The organism is Cyanobium sp. CH-040 (assembly GCF_024346135.1).
Lineage (GTDB): Bacteria > Cyanobacteriota > Cyanobacteriia > PCC-6307 > Cyanobiaceae > NIES-981.
Window position 1 is genome coordinate 24400 of record NZ_JAGQCJ010000003.1, and the last position, 21369, is coordinate 45768.

General features: G+C 70.7%; 18 protein-coding genes. 12 read left to right on the forward strand and 6 right to left on the reverse strand.

Translation table 11 applies throughout. From position 1 onward, the window contains the following. Positions 1–3: 3 nt before the first annotated feature. Together KBY90_RS04095 and moaC are read right to left on the reverse strand one after the other, a co-directional pair. Positions 4–1278: a molybdopterin molybdotransferase MoeA gene (locus KBY90_RS04095; protein WP_254967203.1), complete on the reverse strand. Its 1275-nt coding sequence runs from the start codon at positions 1276–1278 to the stop codon at positions 4–6. Continuing rightward, positions 1271–1804: a cyclic pyranopterin monophosphate synthase MoaC gene (gene moaC, locus KBY90_RS04100; RefSeq protein ID WP_254967204.1), complete on the reverse strand. Its 534-nt coding sequence runs from the start codon at positions 1802–1804 to the stop codon at positions 1271–1273. The genes KBY90_RS04095 and moaC overlap by 8 nt, the downstream gene beginning before the upstream one ends. Before the next feature lie 94 nt (positions 1805–1898). Here moaC and KBY90_RS04105 point away from each other — a divergent pair, with 94 nt between their 5' ends. The 5 genes from KBY90_RS04105 to KBY90_RS04125 all read left to right on the forward strand — a co-directional run bounded on the left by KBY90_RS04105 (position 1899) and on the right by KBY90_RS04125 (position 8254). After that, positions 1899–2879 (forward strand): class I SAM-dependent methyltransferase, encoded by a 981-nt coding sequence (locus KBY90_RS04105; protein ID WP_254967205.1) that lies wholly within the window; start codon positions 1899–1901, stop codon positions 2877–2879. Then, the gene (locus KBY90_RS04110; RefSeq protein ID WP_254967206.1) at positions 2876–4144 is read left to right on the forward strand and encodes an MFS transporter; all 1269 of its coding nucleotides are present in this window, start codon (positions 2876–2878) and stop codon (positions 4142–4144) included. Before KBY90_RS04105 ends, KBY90_RS04110 begins: the two co-directional genes overlap by 4 nt. A gap of 16 nt (positions 4145–4160) precedes the next feature. Then, positions 4161–6299 carry a polyphosphate kinase 1 gene (gene ppk1, locus KBY90_RS04115; RefSeq protein WP_254967207.1) on the forward strand — a complete coding sequence of 713 codons (2139 nt, stop codon included), beginning with the start codon at positions 4161–4163 and terminating at the stop codon, positions 6297–6299. Positions 6300–6540: 241 nt separating this feature from the next. Continuing rightward, the gene (locus tag KBY90_RS04120) at positions 6541–7536 is read left to right on the forward strand and encodes an RpoD/SigA family RNA polymerase sigma factor (RefSeq protein WP_396122523.1); all 996 of its coding nucleotides are present in this window, start codon (positions 6541–6543) and stop codon (positions 7534–7536) included. Between the two features lie 19 nt (positions 7537–7555). Beyond that, positions 7556–8254 carry a diacylglycerol/polyprenol kinase family protein gene (locus KBY90_RS04125; protein ID WP_254967208.1) on the forward strand — a complete coding sequence of 233 codons (699 nt, stop codon included), beginning with the start codon at positions 7556–7558 and terminating at the stop codon, positions 8252–8254. A 1-nt stretch (position 8255) separates the two neighbouring features. On the opposite strand, the gene KBY90_RS04130 is transcribed toward KBY90_RS04125, so the two are convergent. Beyond that, positions 8256–8579 (reverse strand): hypothetical protein, encoded by a 324-nt coding sequence (locus tag KBY90_RS04130; protein ID WP_254967209.1) that lies wholly within the window; start codon positions 8577–8579, stop codon positions 8256–8258. Between the two features lie 149 nt (positions 8580–8728). Further along, the gene (locus tag KBY90_RS04135; RefSeq protein WP_254967210.1) at positions 8729–9823 is read right to left on the reverse strand and encodes a 3-deoxy-7-phosphoheptulonate synthase; all 1095 of its coding nucleotides are present in this window, start codon (positions 9821–9823) and stop codon (positions 8729–8731) included. 175 nt (positions 9824–9998) lie between these two features. On the opposite strand from KBY90_RS04135, the gene acnB reads away from it, so the two are divergent. From acnB to KBY90_RS04160, 5 genes are all read left to right on the forward strand, one after another. After that, complete coding sequence (acnB, locus tag KBY90_RS04140) at positions 9999–12614, forward strand: bifunctional aconitate hydratase 2/2-methylisocitrate dehydratase (RefSeq protein ID WP_254967211.1); 2616 nt, start codon at positions 9999–10001, stop codon at positions 12612–12614. A 10-nt stretch (positions 12615–12624) separates the two neighbouring features. Beyond that, positions 12625–14085, forward strand: a complete 1461-nt coding sequence (locus tag KBY90_RS04145) for a chloride channel protein (protein WP_254967212.1) — start codon at positions 12625–12627, stop codon at positions 14083–14085. A 114-nt stretch (positions 14086–14199) separates the two neighbouring features. After that, positions 14200–14661, forward strand: a complete 462-nt coding sequence (locus tag KBY90_RS04150) for a hypothetical protein (protein WP_254967213.1) — start codon at positions 14200–14202, stop codon at positions 14659–14661. Positions 14662–14767: 106 nt separating this feature from the next. Then, positions 14768–16345, forward strand: a complete 1578-nt coding sequence (locus KBY90_RS04155) for a radical SAM protein (RefSeq protein WP_254967366.1) — start codon at positions 14768–14770, stop codon at positions 16343–16345. A gap of 281 nt (positions 16346–16626) precedes the next feature. Continuing rightward, positions 16627–18258, forward strand: a complete 1632-nt coding sequence (locus KBY90_RS04160) for a S8 family serine peptidase (RefSeq protein ID WP_254967214.1) — start codon at positions 16627–16629, stop codon at positions 18256–18258. A 65-nt stretch (positions 18259–18323) separates the two neighbouring features. Here KBY90_RS04160 and purU read toward each other — a convergent pair whose 3' ends face one another. Both purU and KBY90_RS04170 read right to left on the reverse strand, forming a co-directional pair. Beyond that, positions 18324–19217 carry a formyltetrahydrofolate deformylase gene (purU, locus tag KBY90_RS04165; RefSeq protein WP_254967215.1) on the reverse strand — a complete coding sequence of 298 codons (894 nt, stop codon included), beginning with the start codon at positions 19215–19217 and terminating at the stop codon, positions 18324–18326. A 23-nt stretch (positions 19218–19240) separates the two neighbouring features. Continuing rightward, entirely contained in the window at positions 19241–19501 is a 261-nt protein-coding gene (locus KBY90_RS04170; protein ID WP_254967216.1) for a sulfiredoxin, read from the reverse strand. A 214-nt stretch (positions 19502–19715) separates the two neighbouring features. Between KBY90_RS04170 and psbQ the strand changes: the two genes are divergently transcribed. Both psbQ and KBY90_RS04180 read left to right on the forward strand, forming a co-directional pair. After that, the gene (psbQ, locus tag KBY90_RS04175; protein ID WP_254967367.1) at positions 19716–20186 is read left to right on the forward strand and encodes a photosystem II protein PsbQ; all 471 of its coding nucleotides are present in this window, start codon (positions 19716–19718) and stop codon (positions 20184–20186) included. A 47-nt stretch (positions 20187–20233) separates the two neighbouring features. Then, a complete protein-coding gene (locus tag KBY90_RS04180; RefSeq protein WP_254967217.1) occupies positions 20234–21316 on the forward strand; it encodes an FAD-binding oxidoreductase in 1083 nt (360 codons plus the stop codon). Positions 21317–21369: the final 53 nt, after the last annotated feature.

Genomic DNA, 21369 nt, shown 5'->3' on the forward strand with positions numbered 1-21369 from the left:
AGCTCAGAGGATCGGCAGGCGCAGCAGCTGGGACCAGAGCTCGGTGCCGGCCTCCAGCGTGCCCAGCTCGGCGGGGATTTCCAGCAGCAGGTCGGCCCCGGCCAGCGACCCGATGCGCGAGGAGGCCTGGGAGCCGCTCACCCGCGCCAGCAGCGCTCCATCGGCGGCCACCACCAGCGCGGCCCGGGCCAGCTCGGGGCGGCCGCTGGCCCGCTTCAAATCGGCCTCCAGGCGCACCTTCAGCCGCGGCAGCCGCTGGATCCCGGCGCCCTCCAGCTGCTGCAGCGCCGGCCAGAGCAGCTGCAGGGCGGTGATCGCCGCCGCCACCGGGTTGCCCGGCAGCCCGAAGAACGGCACCCGCCGGCCCCCGTGCTGCAGATGGCCGAAGGCGAACGGCCGGCCCGGCTTCAGGAACAGTTTCCAGAAGCCCACCTGCCCCAGCTCGGCCACCAGGGGGCGGATCCAGTCGCTGTCGCCGGCGGACACGCCCCCGGTGCTCACCACCACGTCGCAGCAGCCGGCCAGATCCTCCAGGGCCCGGCGCAGGGGCTGGGGCTGATCCACCACCACCCGCTCGGCGGTGACGCCGTAGCCGAGGCGCTCCAGCAGGGCCCGCAGCAGGGTGGAGTTGCTCTCCCAGATCTGGCCAGCACGCCGGGGAGCGCCGGGCGGCACCAGTTCATCGCCGCTGATCAGCAGGCCCAGCCGCGGCCGCGCCGCCACCGCCAGGCGCTCCACCCCACAGCTGGCGAGCCGGCCCAGCTCCGCCGCCCCCAGCCGGTAGCCGGCCGGCACCAGCAGCGCGCCGGCGGCGGCCTCCTCCTCGGGGGCCCGGATCCAGGGGTTGGAACCGCAGTCGCCCGCCAACTCGATCGCCTCGCCATCGGCCTCCTCTAGCACGCGCACCAGCTCCTGGGGCAGCACCCGGCCACTGCCCTCCGGCACCACGGCGCCGGTGAGGATGCGCACCGCCTGGCCCGGTTCGAGCACCCGGTCGAACGGCGCGCCCGCCGCCGAGCGTCCCAGCAGCCGCCAGCGCGCACCCCGCGGCGGCACCTCCGCACCGGCGATGGCGTAGCCGTCCATGATCGAGGCCCGGAAACCCGGCACCGCCGCCGCAGCCACCGCCGGCGCCGCGGTGACGCGGCCGGCGCAGGCGGCCAGCGGCAGCTCCTCGCACACCCCCAGCGGCTCCAACGTGTCGAGGATGCGGGCCAGGGCCTGATCGAGGGGCAGGCCCTCGCGGCCATAGGGCTCGGCGGACGCAGCCTCAGCCATCGGCCCGCCCGGCATCAGCCGCTGGCAGGTCGGGCGGCAGGTCGGGATGGCACCAGTCACCGTGGCGGCCGCCGCTCTTGCGCAGCAGCCGCACCGGCCCGATGGTCATGGCCGGATCCACCGCCTTGAGCATGTCGTAGAGGGTGAGCAGCCCCACCTGCACGGCGGTGAGCGCCTCCATCTCCACCCCGGTGGGGCCGGTGGTGCGGGCCCGGGCCACCAGCCGCAGGCCGCTGCCGTCGGCGGCGGACTCAATCGTCACGTCCACGCCGGAGAGGGCGATCGGATGGCAGAGCGGGATCAGCTCCCAGGTGCGCTTGGCGGCCTGGATGGCCGCCACCCGGGCCACCGCCAGCACGTCGCCCTTGGGGGCATGGCCGGCGAGCACCAGCGCCAGGGTCTGCGGGGCCATGGCGATCAGGCCCTCGGCCTCGGCCTGCCGCCGGCTGGCCGGCCGGTCACCCACCTCCACCATGCGCGCCTCCCCGGAGGCGTTGAGATGGCTCAGCTCCGGCACGGCACCCATCCGCGGCGTGCCACAGCATGGCGGACGGCGGCGGCTCTCAGGCCAAGGGCGGCGGCGGCGATACTGCCCCCAGCCCCCCAGCCAGCGCGACCCCATGTCCGCCGCCGCCGCCGGCACGAGCCCCGCAGCGCCGACCACACTGGCGCCGCCCAACTGGGCGGACGATCGCACCCCCCTGGGGCGCCTGATCTCCGGGGTGCTGGCGGTGGATCCCCTGCGCCGGCTGCTGTTCCTGCAGGCCCGGCGGATGATGATCCGCACCGCCGAGCAGCGCGGCATCCCCTGGCGGGCCCGCCGCGAGCAGCTGCGGCGTCAGGCCGAGCCCCTGCTGGCGGCCAGCACCAACCCCGCCACCGTCGTGCCCGCCTACTACCGGGCCCGCTTCCACGCCTACGACCAGGGCAACCTCTGCTGGGACGCGGCCTGCGAGGCGGAGCAGGCCACCGCCTCGGTGGCACTGCGGGTGTGGAAGAAGGAGCCTCTCAGCCCCGAGACGGCCGAGGCGCGCATGCGCGACGCGATCTTCGCGGCGATCGCCCCCAGCCTCTCCGGCCCGGTGCGCGAGGCCCTCGATCTGGGCTGCTCGGTGGGCATCAGCACCCAGCTGCTCAAGACCTGGCTCGAGACCCGCCAGAGCGAGCCGGCCCGCGTCAGCGGTCTCGACCTCTCCCCCCAGATGCTGGCAGTGGCCCGGGTGCGCGATCCCGAGGGCCGCATCGAGGCCTGGCACCACGCCGCCGCCGAGGCCACCGGCCTGCCGGAGGCCGGCTTCGATCTGATCACCCTGCAGTTCCTCTGCCACGAGCTGCCGGCCACCGCCACCCGCGCCGTGCTGGCGGAAGCCGCCCGGCTGCTGCGCCCCGGCGGCGTGCTGGCGATGGTCGACCAGGATCCCCAGTCCCCCACGATCCGCGCCATGCCGGCGCCGCTGGCCACCCTGCTCAAGAGCACCGAGCCCTACCTGGCCGACTACTTCGCCCTCGACATGGAGGCCGCCCTGCGGCAGGCCGGCTTCGAGGCCATCCGCCGCGTGGCCTCCGACCACCGCCACCGCGTGCTCGTGGCCCGCCGGTGACCGCGTCGCGCCGCGCCGCCTTCCTCTGCGCGTTTCTCACCCTGCTCAACGACCGGCTCAGCGAAACGCTGATCTTTCCGCTGCTGCCGTTCCTGCTGGCGGGCTTCACCGGCGACGGCCGCGTGCTCGGCCTGCTCACCGGCAGCTACGCCTTCGCCCAGTTCGCCGCCACACCGCTGATCGGCGCCCTCAGCGACCGCTTCGGCCGCCGGCCCGTGATCAGCGTGTGCGTGGCCGGTTCGGTGCTGGGGCTGGGCCTGTTCGCCCTCACGATCGCCACCGACTGGAGCGCGCTGCCCTGGGCCGCCGGCTCCGCCCTGCCGCTGAGCCTGCTGTTCGCGGCGCGGCTGATCGATGGAGTGAGCGGCGGCACCGCGGCCACCGCCGGGGCCGTGCTGGCGGATGTGTCGCCGCCGGAGCAGCGGGCCCGGGCGTTCGGGCTGATCGGGGTGGCCTTCGGCCTGGGCTTCATCCTCGGCCCGGCCCTCGGCGGCCTGCTGGGGCGGGTGCACGTGAACCTGCCGCTGCTGGTGGCCGTGGCCATCGCCGTGCTCAACCTCACGCTGGTGGTCACCCTGCTGCCGGAAACCCACCCGATCGAGGCCCGCATCCCGCTGCCGCGCAAACGGGAGCTGCAGCCGTTCACCCAGCTGGCGCGGGTGTTCGTCAACCCCCAGGTGCGGCGGCTGTGCGCGTCCTTCTTCCTCTTCTTCCTGGCCTTCAACGGCTTCGCCGCCGTGCTGATCCTCTACCTCAAGCAGCAGTTCGGCTGGGGGCCGGGGCTGGCGGGCGCCGCCTTCGTGGTGGTGGGAGTGGTGGCCATGGTGGTGCAGGGCGGCCTGATCGGCCCGCTGGTGGCGCACTTCGGCGAGTGGCGCCTCACCATGGCGGGGATCGGCTTCGTGATCGGCGGTGGCCTGCTGATCCTGCTGGCCACGGCGGAGACCTCCCGCGCCCTGATCTTCCCGGCCGTGTCGCTCCTGGCCCTGGGCACGGGGCTGGTCACGCCCTGTCTGCGCGCCCAGGTGTCGCGCCGCCTCGACGACAGCGGCCAGGGCGCGGCCCTGGGCAGCCTGCAGGGGCTGCAGAGCCTGGGCAGCTTCATCGGGCCGGCCCTGGCGGGGCTGGCCTACGAGACCCTCGGCCGCACCAGCCCCTTCTGGCTCGGCCTGGGGCTGCTGCTGGGGGTGGCGGCGATCGTGGCCGGCGGCGCCCGGCGCATGGGCGCCGTCAAGCAAACGCGGCACAGGCCAGGCCGCCCGTGATTGCTACGGTTCTGCCATGAGCAAAGCCGCGCCCAAGGTCTCCCCGGAGCTCTACATCAACCGGGAGCTCAGCTGGATCGAGTTCAACTACCGGGTGCTGGCCCAGGCCCTCGACGAGCACACCCCTCTGCTGGAGCAGGCCAAGTTCAGCGCCATCTTCAGCAACAACCTCGACGAGTTCTTCATGGTGCGGGTGGCCTCCCTGAAGAGCCAGCTGGAGGCCGGCGTCGCCACTCTCAGCGACGACGGCCTCACCCCCCACCAGCAGCTGGAGGCGATTCAGCAGAAACTCAGGCCCCTGCTGGATCTGCAGCAGCAGCACTACCGCCATTCGCTCAAGAGTCAGCTGGCGGAACACGGCGTTCACCTGATCGACTACGCCAACCTCAACGGCGAGCAGCGGCAGTGGGTGGACGACTACTTCCGCAACGCCGTGTTCCCGGTGCTCACGCCGCTGGCGGTGGACCCCTCCCATCCCTTCCCGTACATCAGCAACCTCAGCCTCAACGTGGCGGTGCTGGTGCGCGACCCGGACAGCGGCCAGCAGCAGTTCGCGCGGGTGAAGGTGCCCCAGAAGATCCTGCCGCGCTTCGTGCCCATTCCTCCGAAACTCAGCGGCCGCAGCCCCGAGCCGGTGTTCACGGCGGTGCCCCTGGAGCAGGTGGTGGCCTTCAACCTCAGCCTGCTCTTCCCCGGCATGAACGTGGAGGGGCACTACTTCTTCCGCGTCACCCGCGACGCCGACCTGGAGCTGCGCGACCTGGAGGCCGACGACCTCATGGAGGCCCTGGAGGCGGGCCTGCGCAAACGCCGCCGCGGCGGCGAGGTGGTGCGCCTGGAGGTGGCCGACGAGATGCCGGAGTCGGTGCTGCACCTGCTGATCGAAGGCGCCGACGTGGAAGCCGAGGACGTGTACCGCATCAACGGCCCCCTCGGCCTCGACGACCTCATGGGGCTGCTGAGCATCCGCCTGCCCCGGCTCAAGGACAAGCCCTTCAGCGGCCGCACGCCGCCCGCCCTGGCCCGCACCCAGAAGAGCCAGCTGGAGGACGGCTCGATCAAGCAGGAGGAGTTCGAGAGCATCTTCTCGGTGCTCCGCCGTGGCGATGTGCTGCTGCAGCACCCCTACGACCTGTTCTCGGCCTCGGTGGAGGAGTTCCTCAACCAGGCCGCCGACGATCCCTCGGTGCTGGCCATCAAGATGACCCTCTACCGCACCTCCAAGGATTCACCGGTGATCGCGGCCCTGATCCGGGCGGCGGAGAACGGCAAGCAGGTGATGGCCCTGGTGGAGCTCAAGGCTCGCTTCGACGAGGACAACAACATCCAGTGGGCCCGGCAGCTGGAGAGCTCCGGGGTGCATGTGGTGTACGGCGTGATCGGCCTCAAGACCCACACCAAGATCCTGCTGGTGGTGCGCCGCGAGAAGCGCGGCCTGAACACCTACGTGCACATCGGCACCGGCAACTACAACTCCAAGACCTCCAGCCTCTACACCGACATCGGCCTGCTCACGGCGCGGCCGGAATTCGGCGCCGATCTGGTGGAGCTGTTCAACTATCTCACCGGCTTCTCCAAGCAGCAGAGCTTCCGCCGCCTGCTGGTGGCGCCCGTCACCCTGCGCAAGGGCATGGAGGATCTGATCCGCCGCGAGATCGAGCACGCCCAGGCGGGGCGCGGCGGCCACATCCGGGCCAAGATGAACGCGCTGGTGGATCCGGCGATCATCGGCCTGCTCTACCAGGCCTCCCAGGCCGGGGTGACGATCGAGCTGGTGGTGCGGGGCATGTGCTGCCTGCGGCCAGGCCTGGAGGGCATCAGCGACCACATCCGCGTGGTGAGCGTGATCGGCCGGTTCCTGGAGCACTCGCGGCTGTTCTGGTTCGGCAACGGCGGCGCGCCGGAGATCTTCATCGGCAGCGCCGACTGGATGCCGCGCAACCTCGACCGCCGCGTCGAGGCGGTGGCGCCGATCGAGGATCCGCTGCTGCGTGAGCAGCTCGAGAAACTGCTGGAGATCTATCTCCACGACACCCGCGCCTGGCACATGGGCCCGGATGGCCAGTTCAGCCAGCCCCAGCAGGAGGGCGAGGCACACCTGGCCCAGGCGGAACTGATGGCCCGCTGGCGCGGCGGACTGGCGCCTGCAGCCTGACAGGCGGGCTGAGCGGAGAGGCGAGAACGGGCATCCCCGAGGGAACGGACAGGCTTGAGGTGGCGTTCGTTACAGGATTGCTGCCGATCCGCAGCATCGGACACCAAAGTCAGAGTCATTCCGACCTCGCCATTTTTTCGATTGACGGCTACTTCGCAATATCTTCAAAATTCCCGCCCCAGCACCGCTGCAACAGTGCTACATTCCGGCCACAATTCATTTCTCCTCGGAGGGCAAGGGTGTGGGGACGCCTCTGCGATCCGGCTCCGGCGTCACAGCCAGTGACACCCGGACGCCATCCACTAAGTCAACCGGTCAGTCGAACGGGCGAACGGCATCCCGGCCCACCGCCAGGATCAACGCCGATTCCATCGGCTGGTATCTGAGCAACATCGGCCGTGTGCCACTTCTTACACCGGCCGAAGAAATCGAACTGGCCCATCACGTGCAGGCGGGCAAGCGCCTGCTGGAGCTCGGGGCCGATCAGCTCAACCCCCAGCAGAAACGCCAGCTGCGCATGGCCCAGCGGGCCCGTGAGCGGATGATGTCCGCCAACCTGCGCCTGGTGGTCAGCGTGGCCAAGAAATATCAGAATCAGGGCCTCGAACTGCTCGACCTGGTGCAGGAAGGTGCCATCGGCCTGGAGCGGGCGGTGGACAAATTCGATCCGGCCATGGGCTACAAATTCTCCACCTACGCCTACTGGTGGATCCGCCAGGGCATGACCCGGGCGATCGACAACAGCGCCCGCACCATCCGCCTGCCGATCCACGTGAGCGAGAAGCTCTCGAAAATGCGGCGGGTCACCCGCGAGCTCTCCCACCGCCTGGGCCGCCAGCCCAACCGGCTGGAGCTCTCCCATGCCCTCGGCATGACCCCCGATGAGCTGGACGACCTGATCTCCCAGAGCGCTCCCTGCGCCTCCCTCGATGCCCATGCCCGCGGCGAGGAGGACCGCAGCACCCTGGGCGAGTTGATCGCCGATCCCGCCAGCAATCAGCACTTCGACGCCATGGACCGCCATCTCCAGAAGGAGCATCTGGGGTCGTGGCTCTCCCAGCTCAACGAGCGCGAGCAGACGATCATCAAGCTGCGGTTCGGCCTGGAGGGCAGCGAGCCCCTCACCCTGGCCGAGATCGGCCGGCTGATCAACGTGTCGCGCGAGCGGGTGCGCCAGCTCGAGGCCAAGGCGATCATGAAGCTGCGGCTGCTCAGTAACCTGCACAAAGCCGCCTGACGGGCCCCTGGTTGCGGGATTGACCTGGCCAGGGCTGAACTGGCCCCATCAGGCCCTGGGGGTGGCGGCGGTGGCCGGATGGCTTGCCCTGCTCGCCAGTTTGGCCGTGGCGGTGCGGCATCGCTTCAACGGCACGGCCACCCCCCACCAGCGCGAATGGAGCCGCAAGCTGGTGCACATCGGCACCGGCGCGGTGGTGCCGATCGCCTGGGCCTGCGGCATCGCCCGGCCGATCGCCCTGCCGGCCGCCGGGGCGATCACGCTCCTGGCGGCCCTCAACCATCGCCTGCGGCTGCTGCCCGCGGTGGAGGACGTGGGCCGGGCGAGCTACGGCACCGTGGCCTATGGCGCCTCGATCACCCTGCTGCTCTGGCTGTACTGGCCCCAGCAGCCTGCGCCGGTGACGGCCGGGGTGCTGGTGATGGCCTTCGGTGACGGCCTCGCCGGCCTGCTGGGACCGCTGGTGCCCAGTCCCAGCTGGCAGGTGCTGGGTCAGCGCCGCTCCCTGCTGGGCACCACCGTGATGGCCGGCACCAGCCTGCTGGTGCTGGCGCTGCTGCGCAGCAGCCTGATCCCTCTGGGGCTGGAGGTCCCCACCTGGCCGGCCCTGCTGGGCATCGCCGCCGCCGCCACCCTGCTGGAGCAGATCGCCATCGTCGGCATCGACAACCTGACGGTGCCGCTGGGGGTGGCCTGGCTCTGGCAACAGCTCGGCTGATTCAGGCCCGCAGCAGATCCTCGCAGCGGCGCTCCCAGTCGCGGGCGGTGCCCAGGCCCGCCACCAGCAGCCGGTCGTCGGGTTCCTGGCGCAGCCGCAGCTGCCACTGCCGGATCACGTCGGCGCGCTCCATCCAGGCCTCCATCACGGCCTGGTGGATCACCTCCAGGTCCCAGTGCCGCTGCTGACCGATGGCCTGGGCCCAGCTGAGCAGGCCGTCGAGCTGCACGGGCCGGAATCCAGCGAAGGCCGGACCACTGCGCTGCTCGAGATAGAACAGCTGCAGGGGATCGGATAACCCGCAGAACTGCAGCAGATAGCTCATGGCGCTCCTGCGACTGACGTGCATCGACGCTATGGAGTCGGCACAAGAATTCTGTTCAGGAAGAACAGTTCTTTGCACGATGTTGCAGGCTTCGTTGTCTGGCACTCACGCCAATCGAGTGCCAGATGCTGATGCTGAGCGCCAGGCGTTCACACGGTGAGCGCCTGGCGCTCGACAGCCCCCCCGGCCCCGGCCGAGGCCCGCACCGCGGCGGCCAGTCCGGCCAGCACTTCCGCGGTGGCGGCCAGATCGATGCAGGCATCGGTGATGCTCTGGCCGTAGGTGAGGGCAGCGAGGTCGGCGCCGAGCTTCTGGTTGCCGGCCACCAGATGGCTCTCGAGCATCACGCCCATGACGTGGCGGGAGCCCGCCCGCACCTGGTCAGCCACCCGGGCGGCCACCTCCGACTGGCGGCGGTAGTCCTTGTTGGAATTGCCGTGGCTGCAGTCCACCATCAGCCGGGAGGGCAGACCCGCCGCCTCCAGGGCCGCCGCGGCCGCCTCGATCGCCTCCGGGTGGTAGTTGGTGCCGTGCTTGCCGCCCCGCAGCACCACGTGGCCGTCGGGGTTGCCGGTGGTGGTCACGATCGAGGCGTAGCCGTCGCGGTTGATGCCCAGGAAATGGTGCGGGCGCGCCGCGGCCTCCACCGCGTTCACGGCCGTGGCGATGCTGCCGTCGGTGCCGTTCTTGAAGCCGATCGGCATCGACAGGCCCGAGGCCATCTCGCGGTGGGTCTGGCTCTCGGTGGTGCGGGCGCCGATGGCGGTCCAGCTGATCAGATCGGCGATGTACTGGGGCACCACCGGATCCAGCAGTTCGGTGGCCGCCGGCAGGCCCAGTTCCGACACGTGCAGCAGCAGCGAGCGGGCCAGGCGCAGGCCGGTGTTGATGTCGTAGCTGCCGTCGAGGTGGGGGTCGTTGATCAGGCCCTTCCAGCCCACGGTGGTGCGGGGCTTCTCGAAGTACACCCGCATCACCACCTCGAGGTCGGCCGCATGGCGCTGACGCGCCTCGGCGATGAAGGCGGCGTACTCCTTGGCGGCCGACACGTCGTGCACCGAGCAAGGACCGACGATCACCAGCAGGCGCTGATCCCGGCCATGGAGGATGTCCTGGATGCGCTGGCGGGCCAGCTGCACGGTGTCGGCCGACCGGTCGGTGATCGGCAGGTCCCGATGCAGCACGGCGGGCGGCACCAGGGGCCGCGTCTCCACCACATGGAGGTCGCTGGTGGTGGGGTGCATGGGAAACAGGCTGCCGAGCAGGTGCCGCGTTCAGACCCATCACCCTAGTCAGGAGCTGGGCCCCGACCGCTCAGGCCCCCGGCAAGGCAGGGGCTCCGCCGGGCAATGGCAGCGGTTGCCACCAACAGTCCGGGCCGCGGCCAAGAACAATGGACTCCAAGTGATCCGATCCGGGATGAGCGCCACCACCTTCCTCGCCGACTACCGCGCCGCCGCCGCCGAGCGCGAGGCCCTGGGGGTGCCGGCCCTGCCCCTCAGCGCCGGGCAGACGGCCGCCCTCACCGAGCTGCTGGGCGCTCCCCCTGCCGGCGAGGAGGCGTTCCTGCTGCACCTGCTCAGCGAACGCATCCCGCCGGGGGTGGATGAAGCCGCCTACGTGAAGGCCAGCTGGCTGCTGGCGGTGGCCAAGGGCGAGGCCACCACCCCGCTCCTCACCCCGGTGGAGGCCGTGCAGCTGCTGGCCACGATGATCGGCGGCTACAACGTGGGCGCCCTGATCGAGCTGCTCGCCAGCGCCGATCCCGCCATTGCCAAGGCCGCCGCCACGGGCCTGAGCACCACCCTGCTGGTCTACGACGCCTACAACGACGTGCTCGAGCTGGCGCAGACCAACGCCTACGCGAAGCGGGTGATCGACAGCTGGGCCGCCGCCGAGTGGTTCACCGCCAAGCCGGAACTGCCCGCCGAGATCACCGTGACGGTGTTCAAGGTGGAGGGCGAGACCAACACCGACGACCTCTCGCCGGCCACCCACGCCACCACCCGCCCGGACATCCCCCTGCACGCCCAGGCAATGCTGGAGACGCGCATGCCCGGCGGCCTGGAGCTGATCGCCCAGCTGAAAACCAAGGGCCATCCCGTGGCCTACGTCGGCGATGTGGTGGGCACCGGCAGCTCGCGCAAATCCGCCATCAACTCGGTGCTCTGGCACACCGGCACCGACATCCCCCACGTGCCCAACAAGCGCAGCGGCGGCGTGATCCTGGGGGGCAAGATCGCGCCGATCTTCTTCAACACCGCCGAGGATTCCGGCGCCCTGCCGATCGAGTGCGACGTCACGGCGCTCAACAGCGGCGATGTGATCACCATCCGCCCCTACGCCGGCACGATCGAGCGCGCCGCCGGTGAGCCGAATGCCGGCGAGATCGTGGCCCGCTTCGAGCTCAAGCCCAGCACGATCACCGATGAGGTGCGCGCCGGCGGGCGCATCCCCCTGCTGATCGGCCGCTCGTTGACGGACAAGGTGCGCGCCCAGCTGGGCCTGCCGCCCTCCGAGCTGTTCATCCGGCCGGTGGCCCCGGCCGACACCGGCAAGGGCTACACCCTGGCCCAGAAGATGGTGGGCAAGGCCTGCGGTCTGCCGGGCGTGCGCCCCGGCACCAGCTGCGAGCCGCTGATGACCACCGTGGGCTCCCAGGACACCACCGGGCCCATGACCCGCGATGAGATGAAGGAGCTGGCCTGCCTGGGCTTCAGCGCTGACCTGGTGATGCAGAGCTTCTGCCACACCGCCGCCTACCCCAAGCCGGTGGATCTCAAAACCCACGCCGAGCTGCCCGACTTCATGGCCTCCCGCGGCGGCGTGGCCCTGCGCCCCGGCGACGGCATCATCCACAGCTGGCTCAACCGCATGCTCCTGCCCGACACCGTGGGCACCGGCGGCGACAGCCACACCCGCTTCCCCCTGGGCATCTCCTTCCCGGCCGGCTCGGGCCTGGTGGCCTTCGCCGCCGCCATCGGCGCCATGCCGCTCGACATGCCCGAATCGGTGCTGGTGAAGTTCTCCGGCTCCCTGCAGCCGGGGGTCACCTTGCGCGATGTGGTGAACGCCATTCCCTACGTGGCGATCCAGCAGGGGCTGCTGACGGTGGCCAAGGAGGGCAAGATAAATGTGTTCAACGGCCGGATCATGGAGATCGAGGGGCTGCCCGATCTGAAGCTGGAGCAGGCCTTCGAGCTCACCGATGCCACCGCCGAGCGCTCCTGCGCCGGCAGCACGATCAAGCTCAGCGTCGACACGGTGAGCGAGTACCTGCGCAGCAACGTGGCTCTGCTCAGGAACATGATCGCCCGCGGCTACGGCGACGCCCGCACCCTGGCCCGCCGCATCCGGGCGATGGAGGCCTGGCTGGCCGATCCCCAGCTGATGGAAGCGGATGCCGATGCCGAGTACGCCGCCGTGATCGAGATCGATCTGGATGCGATCACCGAGCCGATCCTGGCCTGCCCCAACGACCCCGACAACGTGAAAACGCTCTCCGAGGTGGCGGGCGAGCGCATCGATGAGGTGTTCATCGGCTCCTGCATGACCAACATCGGCCACTACCGCGCCGCCGCCAACGTGCTCCAGGGCCAGGGCGAGAACGCCGCCCGCCTGTGGGTGTGCCCGCCCACCCGCATGGACGAGGAGAAGCTCAAGGAGGAGGGCTACTACGCCATCTTCGAAGCGGCCGGCTCGCGCATGGAGATGCCCGGCTGCTCGCTGTGCATGGGCAACCAGGCCCGGGTGGAGGACAACACCACCGTGTTCTCCACCAGCACCCGCAACTTCAACAACCGGCTCGGCAACGGCGCCCAGGTGTACCTGGGCAGTGCCGAACTGGCGGCGGTGTGCGCCCAGCTGGGCCGCATCCCCAGCAAGGAGGAGTATCTGGCGATCGCGGCCGAGAAGATCGATCCCTACGGCGCCGAGCTCTACCGCTACCTCAACTTCGACCAGATCGAGGGCTTCGAGGACCAGGGCCGGGTGGTGAGCGCCGAGGAGGAAGCGAAGGTGCTGGCCGAAGTCTGAGCACCGCCGGGTGATCAGCAAGGCCGGAGCCCCGCTGCAGCGGGCCGAGTGGCTGCAGCTGCGGGCGATCCGCCAGCTGCTCGGCCAGCGCCGGGTCGCGGTCGTCCTCTCCCTGGCCCTCACGGGCCTGGCGGCGGCCACCGCCGTGCTGGTCTTCACCCTCGGCATCGACGCGCTGGGGAGCTGGCGCATCCGGCTGCTGGATCAGGGCCCCACCTGGCTCGTGCTCACCGCGTTCGGCGCCGGCGGCGGGCTGCTGGCCGGCGTGCTGATCCAGGCCCTGGCGCCGGCCGCAGCGGGTTCCGGCATCACCCAGGTGATGCTCTTCCTGCGCCGGCGGGGCGTGCCGATCGGCCTGCGCATCGCCCTGGTGAAGCTGGTGGCCGGCATCCTGACGATCGGCAGCGGCTTCCCCCTCGGCCCGTCCGGTCCGGCCATCCAGATGGGCAGTTCCGTGGGCTGGAGCCTGGCGCGGCTGCTGAAGGCGCCCCAGTCCTTCGTGCGGCTGCTGGTGGCCGCCGGCGGCGGCGCGGGCATCACGGCCGTGTTCAGTGCGCCGATCGGCGGCTTCTTCTACACCGTGGAGGCCCTGCTGCAGGGGGTGAAGCCGATGGTGATGCTGATCGTGCTCGGCCTCACCTTCTGGACGGACATCTGCGCCGATCTGATGGGCCTGGCCGGCCTGGGGGTGGACAGCACACGCCTGATCGCCAGCGGCGAACTGCAGCTCAAACGCACGCTCTATGTGTACGTGCAGGTCGTGCCCGTCGACCTGATCCTGCTCTTCTGCCTGGGTGGACTGGTGGCCCTGGTGGCGGAGGGCTACTGCCGCTTCCTGCTCGCCTTGCAGGGGCTCTGCAGCCGCTGGCGCCTCACGCTGGCGCTGAAGCTGGCCCTGGCGGGGGCCCTGCTGGGCCTGCTCGATGCCTTCCTGCCTGATGCCTTCGTCAACGACGCCGGCGTGCGCCTGGCGGTGGCCAGCGGCGACATCGATCTGGCGATGGCGCTGAGCGTGGCGGTGGTGCTGTTCCTCACCACCGGCCTGGCCGCGGCGGTGGGGGCGCCGGGAGGCCTGTTCGCTCCCATGCTCACCCTCGGCGGCGCCTTGGGCCTGGTGGCCGTGGAGCTGGTGGAGCTGGCGGGCATCCAGGCCCCCAACACGGCCGTGTTCGCCGGCATGGGCGCCTTTCTCACGGCCACGGCCCGCACGCCGATCACCGCCCTGTTCCTGGTGTTTGCGCTGAGCAAGCAGTGGCTGCTGCTCAAGCCGGTGCTCAGCGCCTGCCTGGGCAGCATCCTGGTGGCGCGCCAGCTGGCCCGCGACTCGCTGTTCGAGCGGCTGATCCGCCTCACGCCCAGCAGCGACGGGGCGGGATGGATGCCCGCTCCGGCGCTGGTGCCCCTGCGCCCGCGGCTGAGCCGGGGGAAGGGCACAGGCGGCGACCACAGGAACCCATCGACCGCGGAATAAGAAAAGCAACGCTATTCCACGTGTTGTATCAATTTTCACTGCCGGCGATCACACCGCTTGCCCTACTCGCGCACACGCATAGATTGCCGGTGCGTTGTCATGCACGCGATGCCCATGTTCCGCCTGGTCCGCCCATCCGCCGCCCTGTCCGCGGGCCTGTCCGCCGCCCTGGCTCTGGGCACCGGCATCGCCCTCAGCGGCTGCCAGCAGGCCCAGCAGACCCTGGAGGACACCACCAGCGGCGTGGGTGATGCCGCCAAGGATGCCGCCACCGCCACCGGGCAGGCCGCCCTGGCGCCGGCGGTCACGCCCGTGCTCGACCTGCTGAAGAAGGGCGAAGGCGAAGTGAAGGCGGGCAACCTCGCCGCCGCCGTGGCCACCATGGGCGGCTTCAAGGGGCTCTGGGACAAAGCGGCCCCGGTGATCCAGCCCCTGGCCGGTGACAAGTGGCCGGCGATCGAGATGGCCGCCAACACCGTGATCAGCACCTTCGGCGGCGGCACGCCGGACGCGGGCGCCGCCTCGTCGGCCATCAGCGGCCTGATCGGTCCCCTCAGCGGCCTGATCGGGCAGTAGGCCGGCTCCGGGTGACACGCTGGGGAGGGTCTCTCCGCCGCGTCCCCTGCACCAGGAAACCCTGCTGTTCCAGCCCGCCGTGCCTCTGGCCGGGGCGCTGCGCACCGTGCTGGCCTTCCCCAGCACCTACTCGGTGGGCATCACCAGCCTGGGCTACCAGGTGGTGTGGGCCACCCTGGCCCAGCGGCCCGACGTGGATGTGCGGCGGCTGTTCACCGACCAGGGCGATCCAGCGCACCGCGACCTCGACCTGTTCGGCCTGTCGCTGAGCTGGGAGCTGGACGGGCCGGTGCTGCTGGATCTGCTGGAGCGGCAGCGGATCCCGATCTGGGCCAGCGAGCGGGGCGACGCCGACCCGATCGTGTTCGGCGGCGGGCCGGTGCTCACCGCCAACCCCGAGCCGCTGGCGCCCTTCTTCGATGTGGTGCTGCTGGGCGATGGCGAGCTGCTGCTGCCGGCCTTCGTCGATGCCCTGCAGGAGTGCCGCCAGGCGCCGCGCCCCGAGCGGCTGCGGCGCCTGGCGGCGGTGCCCGGCGTCTATGTGCCCGGCCTCTACGCCCCCCGCTATGGCTCCGACGGCCGGCTGTTGGGCATTGAGCCAACAGCGCCGGGCATTCCCGCCACGGTGGCCAAGCAGACCTGGCGCGGCAACACCCTCAGCCACTCCACGGTGATCACGCCGGAGGCGGCCTGGCCCTCGATCCACATGGTGGAGGTGGTGCGCAGCTGCCCGGAGCTGTGCCGCTTCTGCCTGGCCAGCTACCTCACCCTGCCCTTCCGCACCCCCAGCCTCGACGACGGCCTGATCCCGGCGGTGGAGAAGGGTCTGGCCGCCACCCGGCGCCTGGGCCTGCTGGGGGCCTCGGTGACCCAGCACCCCCAGTTCGGCGAGCTGCTGACCTGGCTCGATCAGGACCGCTTCGCGGACACGCGTGTGAGCGTGAGCTCCGTGCGCGCCGCCACGGTGACCCCCGAACTCGGCCGGATCCTGGCCAGGCGGGGCAGCCGGTCGCTCACGATCGCGATCGAGAGCGGCAGCGAGCGCATGCGCCGGCTGGTGAACAAGAAGCTCGAGCGCGAGGAGATCTTCGCCGCCGCCCGCTACGCCAAAGAGGGCGGCCTCAGCGGCCTCAAGCTCTACGGGATGGTGGGCCTGCCCACCGAGGAGGATGCCGACGTGGAGGCCACCGCCGAGCTGCTGCTGGCCCTCAGAAAGGCCACCCCGGGCCTGCGGCTGAGCCTGGGCGTCAGCACCTTCGTGCCCAAGGCCCACACCCCCTTCCAGTGGCAGGGCGTGCGGCCGGAGGCCGAGAAACGCCTGAAGCTGCTGGCCAAGCGGCTCAAGCCCAGGGGCATCGAACTGCGGCCCGAGAGCTACGGCTGGAGCGTGATCCAGGCGCTGCTGTCGCGCAGCGACCGGCGCCTGGCGCCGGTGATCGCCGCCGCCCGCGGCCGCCACGACAGCCTGGGCGGGTGGAAGCAGGCCTACCGGGCCGTGCTGGCGGGCGAGCACGAGCCGGCACCGTCCCGCAGCGCGGACACTCAGCTGCCGCCGCCACCCCCCTGGGAGGAGGTGATCCACACCACCTGGAGCCCGGAGCGCGTGCTCCCCTGGCAGCACCTGGAGGGGCCGCTGGCCAACAACACCCTGCAACACCATGCAGAGCAGGCCCTGCGCCCCTGACTAGCTTGAGGCCAGAAATCCGGCGGTCGATGACTAGTCCACTGAGTCTCACATCAATCCTTTCACAGACATCGAGCAGGGGCAATCGCAGCACGGAGCCGCCTCAAATCCGTGTCCAGGACACCGCAGGCACTGCATCTGAGATCCAGTCGCAGGAGGGTGCAGACAACAGCTCAGATCTCACTCCGGAGGTCGGTTCAGCCATCACCCTCCAGGCCCGGGAGCCAAGGGTCGGCACATCAGCCGATGCTGCCGCCGGCTCCAGCAGCAAGGACTTCATCGTGTTCCTCGATGAGGCCCCGGGCCAGGGCGGCATTCAGCAACGCGCCGAAGCACTGATGCGCAGCCTCGGGGTGAAGGGCGACCCCGCGCTGGTCTTCGATCAGCTGAACGGCTTCGTGCTCAACATCACCGATCAGCAGGCCCAGCGGTTGCGGGCCCTGGGTGGCGTCAGAAGCGTGGAGGCCGATGCGGCGGTGTTTCTGGAACCACCCATTCCCGGCTCTACAGACAGCAGTTCGGCGCTTCAGCCCCAGGCCGCAGGCACCACTGCCCTCACCAGCTACGGCAATGGCAAAGCCAGCAGCGGCGAGACTCTGCCCTGGGGAGTGCGTGCCGTCTATCAGGGGGAAGACATCTCCGCCCGGGGCAATATCGCCAGCGACTCCTTCGCCTTTGTGATCGACTCCGGTGTGCTCAGCACCACCGGCGATCTCAATCTGGCCAGCACCGGCAGCTGGCATCGCAGCTGGATCAGCGGTGAGAGCGCCTTCACCGATGGCAATGGCCATGGCACCCATGTGGCCGGAACCATCGCCGCCCTGGCCAATGGCACGGGGGTGGTGGGTGTGGCCCCCGGTGCCAACACCGTCTCGTTGAAGGTGTTCAACAGCAGCGGTGGTGGAGCCAGCTACACCACGATCATCGATGCCATCAACCATGCGGTGAAGGTGATCAACGACAACAAGCTCGACAAGAGCAAGGCGGTGATCAACATGAGCCTGGGCGGGGGCTTCAGCTCCTCGCTGGACACGGCTGTGAAGAATGCCGCAGGCCAGGGCATTCTCTTCGCCATCGCGGCAGGCAACAGTGGCCAGGATGCCGACGGCTATTCGCCGGCGGCGGCCGGTGATCATCCCAATGTGTTCACCATCTCCGCCGTCGACAGCAACTACAGGATGGCGTCCTGGTCGAACTGGGACCGCCTGGACAGTCTAGACAGCGTTGACGATGTGGATTTCGCCGCGCCTGGCGTGAGCGTGCTCTCCTATTACCAGAACGGCCAGCTCGCCTATCTCAGCGGCACCTCCATGGCCGCGCCCCACATCGCCGGCCTGCTGCTCACCGGGGGCGTGAAGGCAGGCGACCTCGTCACCCCCCATTACTCGGGCACGGCCGACCCCTTTGCCTGGGGTGTGACGCCCAGCAGCTCCGAGCCGGAGCAGGAGCCCCCCGGCCCCGACCCCGAACCGAGCACCGATCAGATCCTCTGGGGCACCACCGGCAACGACACCATCACCGGCGGCAGCGGCAACGACCGCCTCAGCGGTGTGCTGGCCAGCGGCACCACAGCTTCCGCCATGGGCGCCGGCCAGATCGACGTGATCACCGGCAATGCTGGTGCCGACGTGTTCGTGCTGGGCGACGGCCGCGGCGTGTTCTACGACGACCGCAACAGCGGCAATCTGGGCACAGCCGACTATGCACTGATCAGGGATTTCACAGTCGGAAGCGACAGATTGCAATTGCGCAGCAACTCTTATCTGACCTCCACATCGAATGGAAACCTCTCCCTCTACTGGGATCGCAACGGCAACGGCAGGCTTGACACCGGTGGGCGCAACCGCGACGAGCTGATTGCCGTGCTGGAGGGCGTCTCGGGCATCAGCACCAGCGACGTTGTCTTCGTCTGAGTCACGATCCCGTCTGGTCCAGGTCAAGGCACCTGGACCAGACGGGCGGGACAACGTCCTGAGCCTCAGTCGAACACCGCCGTGCGGCCGCGGTAGACCATCACCTGCCGGCGCAGGTGCAGGCGCAGGGCCCGGGCCAGGGCCAGGCGCTCGGTGTCGCGGCCCTTGCGGATCAGATCGTCCACCTCGTCGCGGTGGCTCACGTGCACGGTGGCCTGCTCGATGATCGGCCCGGCGTCGAGCTCCTCGGTCACGTAGTGGGCGGTGGCGCCGATCAGCTTCACGCCCCGCTCCCAGGCCCGGTGGTAGGGCTGGGCCCCCTGGAAGGCCGGCAGGAAGGAGTGGTGGATGTTGATCACGCCATGGCCCGAGGCCCCCGATCCACCGGGGCGGCCTGCGGCATCGAAGCGCGCCAGGAAGTCGCCGCTGAGCACCTGCATGTACTTGGCGAGCACCACCAGCTCGATGCCGTGGTCGGCCAGCAGGCGCAGTTGCTCGGTCTCCACCTCCGCCTTGGTGGCGGCGCTCACGGGCAGATGCACGAAGGTGGCCCCGAAGCTCTCCGCCGTGGCCTGCAGGTGCGGGTGGTTGGACACCACCAGCGGCACCGTCATCGGCAGCTCTCCGGCCCGGGTGCGCCAGAGCAGATCCACCAGGCAGTGCTCCTGGCGGCTCACGAAGATGGCCACCCGCGGCACTTCGTCGGAGAAGTGCACCTGGCCCTCGCCGCCGAGGCGCTCGGCCAGGGCCCCCACGGCCGGCGCGATCGCCGCCCGCGGCAGGCCGAAGCCCTCCAGCTGCCATTCGATGCGGCTGAGGAACAGCCCGGCGCCGGCGTCGGTGTGGTGGTCGGCGTGCCGGATGTTGCCGCCGTTGGCCGCCACCCAGCCGGACAGCTCGCTCACCAGCGCCGGCCGGTCCGGACAGATCACCTGGAGGATGGCGGTGGCAGGCGGCATCGGGACGGCAGCCGGGCGGAGATTCAGAGCATGTGCATGCGTAGCACCTCACGATTGGCGCGCCGCACCCGCGCCCGGATCGTGGTGAGGCCGAGACGCTCATGGGCCGCCACCCGGTGGCAGCCGTTGAACCCCCAGAGGTGGCCATCCACCTCCAGCACGTCGATGGGCTCCTTCTGGCCCTCGGCGGCGATCGCCTCCATCAGCCAGGCCACCTTGGCCTCATCGAGGCTGCGCTCCAGGGGGCGGCGGATCGCGGCCAGGGGCAGCACAGCTTCGCGCATCGCTCTAACTCATACTCAGTCCGTTTTAGTGCAGGGGTGCTGACTGTGTCCGGCCAGGTTGCAAGCGGCGACAACAGCGCCGCTCACGCGGGACGACACGGATACAGTCAGGCCCAGCCACAGCTGATGCTGTGCGCCGATGCTCCCTGCGATGGATCCCCTGATGGCCCCCGTGATGGCTCCCGGTGCGCCGGCACCCGCGCCCTTCGCGACCCTGCTGCAGTCCCTGCGCCGGCTGCTGATGGTCGCCCTGGCGGCGGTGCTGTGCGTCAACCTGGCCGCCTGCAGCGGCGCCCAGGCCCAGCCGCCCACCCTGAGCACCGAGGACATCGCCAGCATCGAGCGCCAGGCCGAGGGCTTCCTGGCGGCCCGCGACCGCCTGCCCGAGCTCGCCGACCTGGTGAACCGGCGCGACTGGACCTTCACCCGCAACCTGATCCACGGCCCGATGCAGGAAGTGGGCCGTCAGATGCTCTACATCAACCAGCGCCTGCTGCCCGACGACCAGCCCGAGGCCGAGCGGCTGGCGGCCCAGCTCAAGCGCTCCCTCGCCCAGCTCGATGAGGCCGCCCGTCTGCAGGATGCCGAAGCCCTGCGCAAGACCTACATCGCCGTGGCCAGCGGCTTCGGCAAGTACGCCCAGATCCTGCCGGCCCAGGTGAAGGAAGACCTCAAGCAGATCTGAGCGATCTGACGGCCGGCCCTGCCAACGACCGCCCCCCGCCCCGGCAGGTGCTGGTGGTTGGGGGGGGCATCATCGGCCTGTCGATCGCCTGGCTGCTGCAGCGCCGCGGCCACCGGGTGGTGCTGGTGGATCCGTCCCTCGACGGGCCGCCCGCCCCCGGGGCCGGCAGCCAGGCGGCCCTGGGCGTGCTCATGGCCCAGGTGTTCCACCGCTCCAGCGGCCGGGTCTGGCGCCTGCGCCAGCGCAGCCACAGCCTCTGGCAGCAGTGGATCGCCGGCCTGGAGGCGGAGGGCCACAGGCTGCCCCGCCGCCGGGGCCTGCTGCTGCTGGCCGCGGACGCGGCCGAACAGGTCCGGCAGCAGCGGCTGGCCGCCGGGCGGGCGCCCCTGGGGTTGCCGCTGAGTCTCCGGTCCAGCGAGCAGCTCAGAGCGCTTCGGCCTGAGCTGCCCGCCGCTGCCCTCGGAGGCCTGCATTCGGCGGCCGATGGCCAGCTGGATCCCCCGAGCGTGATGGCCGCCCTGCTGGCCAGCGCCCGGGCCGGCGGCCTGAGGACCCTGGCCCTGGAGGCCACGGGAATCGAGCGTCGCGGCGGCGGCTGGCGGCTGCGCTGCGGCGACGGCACCAGCCTGGACGCCCCCTGGCTGGTGCTGTGCGCCGGGGTGGCCACGCCTGGTCTGCTGGCGGGCGCGGGTCATGACCTGCCGATGGAGCCGGTGCGCGGTCAGGCGCTGGAGCTGGAGCTCGACGACGGGCCCGGCTGGAGCGAACCCGGCAGCGGCTGGCCGGGGGTGGTGGTGTGGCGCGGCCTCAACCTGGTGCCGCGGCCCGACCTGCCGGGCGGCCGGCGCTGCTGGCTGGGCGCGACCCTGGAGCCGGGCGGCGACGCTGATCCACGGGCCCTGGAGGACCTGCGCGGCTGGGCGGGAGCAGAGCTGCCCTGGCTGCAGCGGGCCACGGTGGTGCACCACTGGCAGGGCGAGCGCTGCCGGCCCGTCCGGCAGCCGGCGCCGGTGCTGGAATCCCCGGAGCCGGGACTGCTGGTGGCCAGCGGCCACTACCGCAACGGCGTGCTGCTCGCGCCCGCCACGGCCGAATGGGTGGCCGAGCGGATCGAAGGGGCCCCTGCCTGATCCACCGGCTCGAGGCGCACCATGGAGGCGCCCATGAAAAAGCCCCCCTTGCG

Coding starts and splice junctions, on each gene's coding strand:
- acnB (WP_254967211.1), top strand. CDS start 9,999: ATGAGCGCCACCACCTTCCTCGCCGACTACCGCGCCGCCGCCGCCGAG.
- KBY90_RS04095 (WP_254967203.1), bottom strand. CDS start 1,278: ATGGCTGAGGCTGCGTCCGCCGAGCCCTATGGCCGCGAGGGCCTGCCC.
- KBY90_RS04170 (WP_254967216.1), bottom strand. CDS start 19,501: ATGCGCGAAGCTGTGCTGCCCCTGGCCGCGATCCGCCGCCCCCTGGAG.
- KBY90_RS04130 (WP_254967209.1), bottom strand. CDS start 8,579: ATGAGCTATCTGCTGCAGTTCTGCGGGTTATCCGATCCCCTGCAGCTG.
- moaC (WP_254967204.1), bottom strand. CDS start 1,804: ATGGGTGCCGTGCCGGAGCTGAGCCATCTCAACGCCTCCGGGGAGGCG.
- KBY90_RS04105 (WP_254967205.1), top strand. CDS start 1,899: ATGTCCGCCGCCGCCGCCGGCACGAGCCCCGCAGCGCCGACCACACTG.
- purU (WP_254967215.1), bottom strand. CDS start 19,217: ATGCCGCCTGCCACCGCCATCCTCCAGGTGATCTGTCCGGACCGGCCG.
- KBY90_RS04135 (WP_254967210.1), bottom strand. CDS start 9,823: ATGCACCCCACCACCAGCGACCTCCATGTGGTGGAGACGCGGCCCCTG.
- ppk1 (WP_254967207.1), top strand. CDS start 4,161: ATGAGCAAAGCCGCGCCCAAGGTCTCCCCGGAGCTCTACATCAACCGG.
- KBY90_RS04150 (WP_254967213.1), top strand. CDS start 14,200: ATGTTCCGCCTGGTCCGCCCATCCGCCGCCCTGTCCGCGGGCCTGTCC.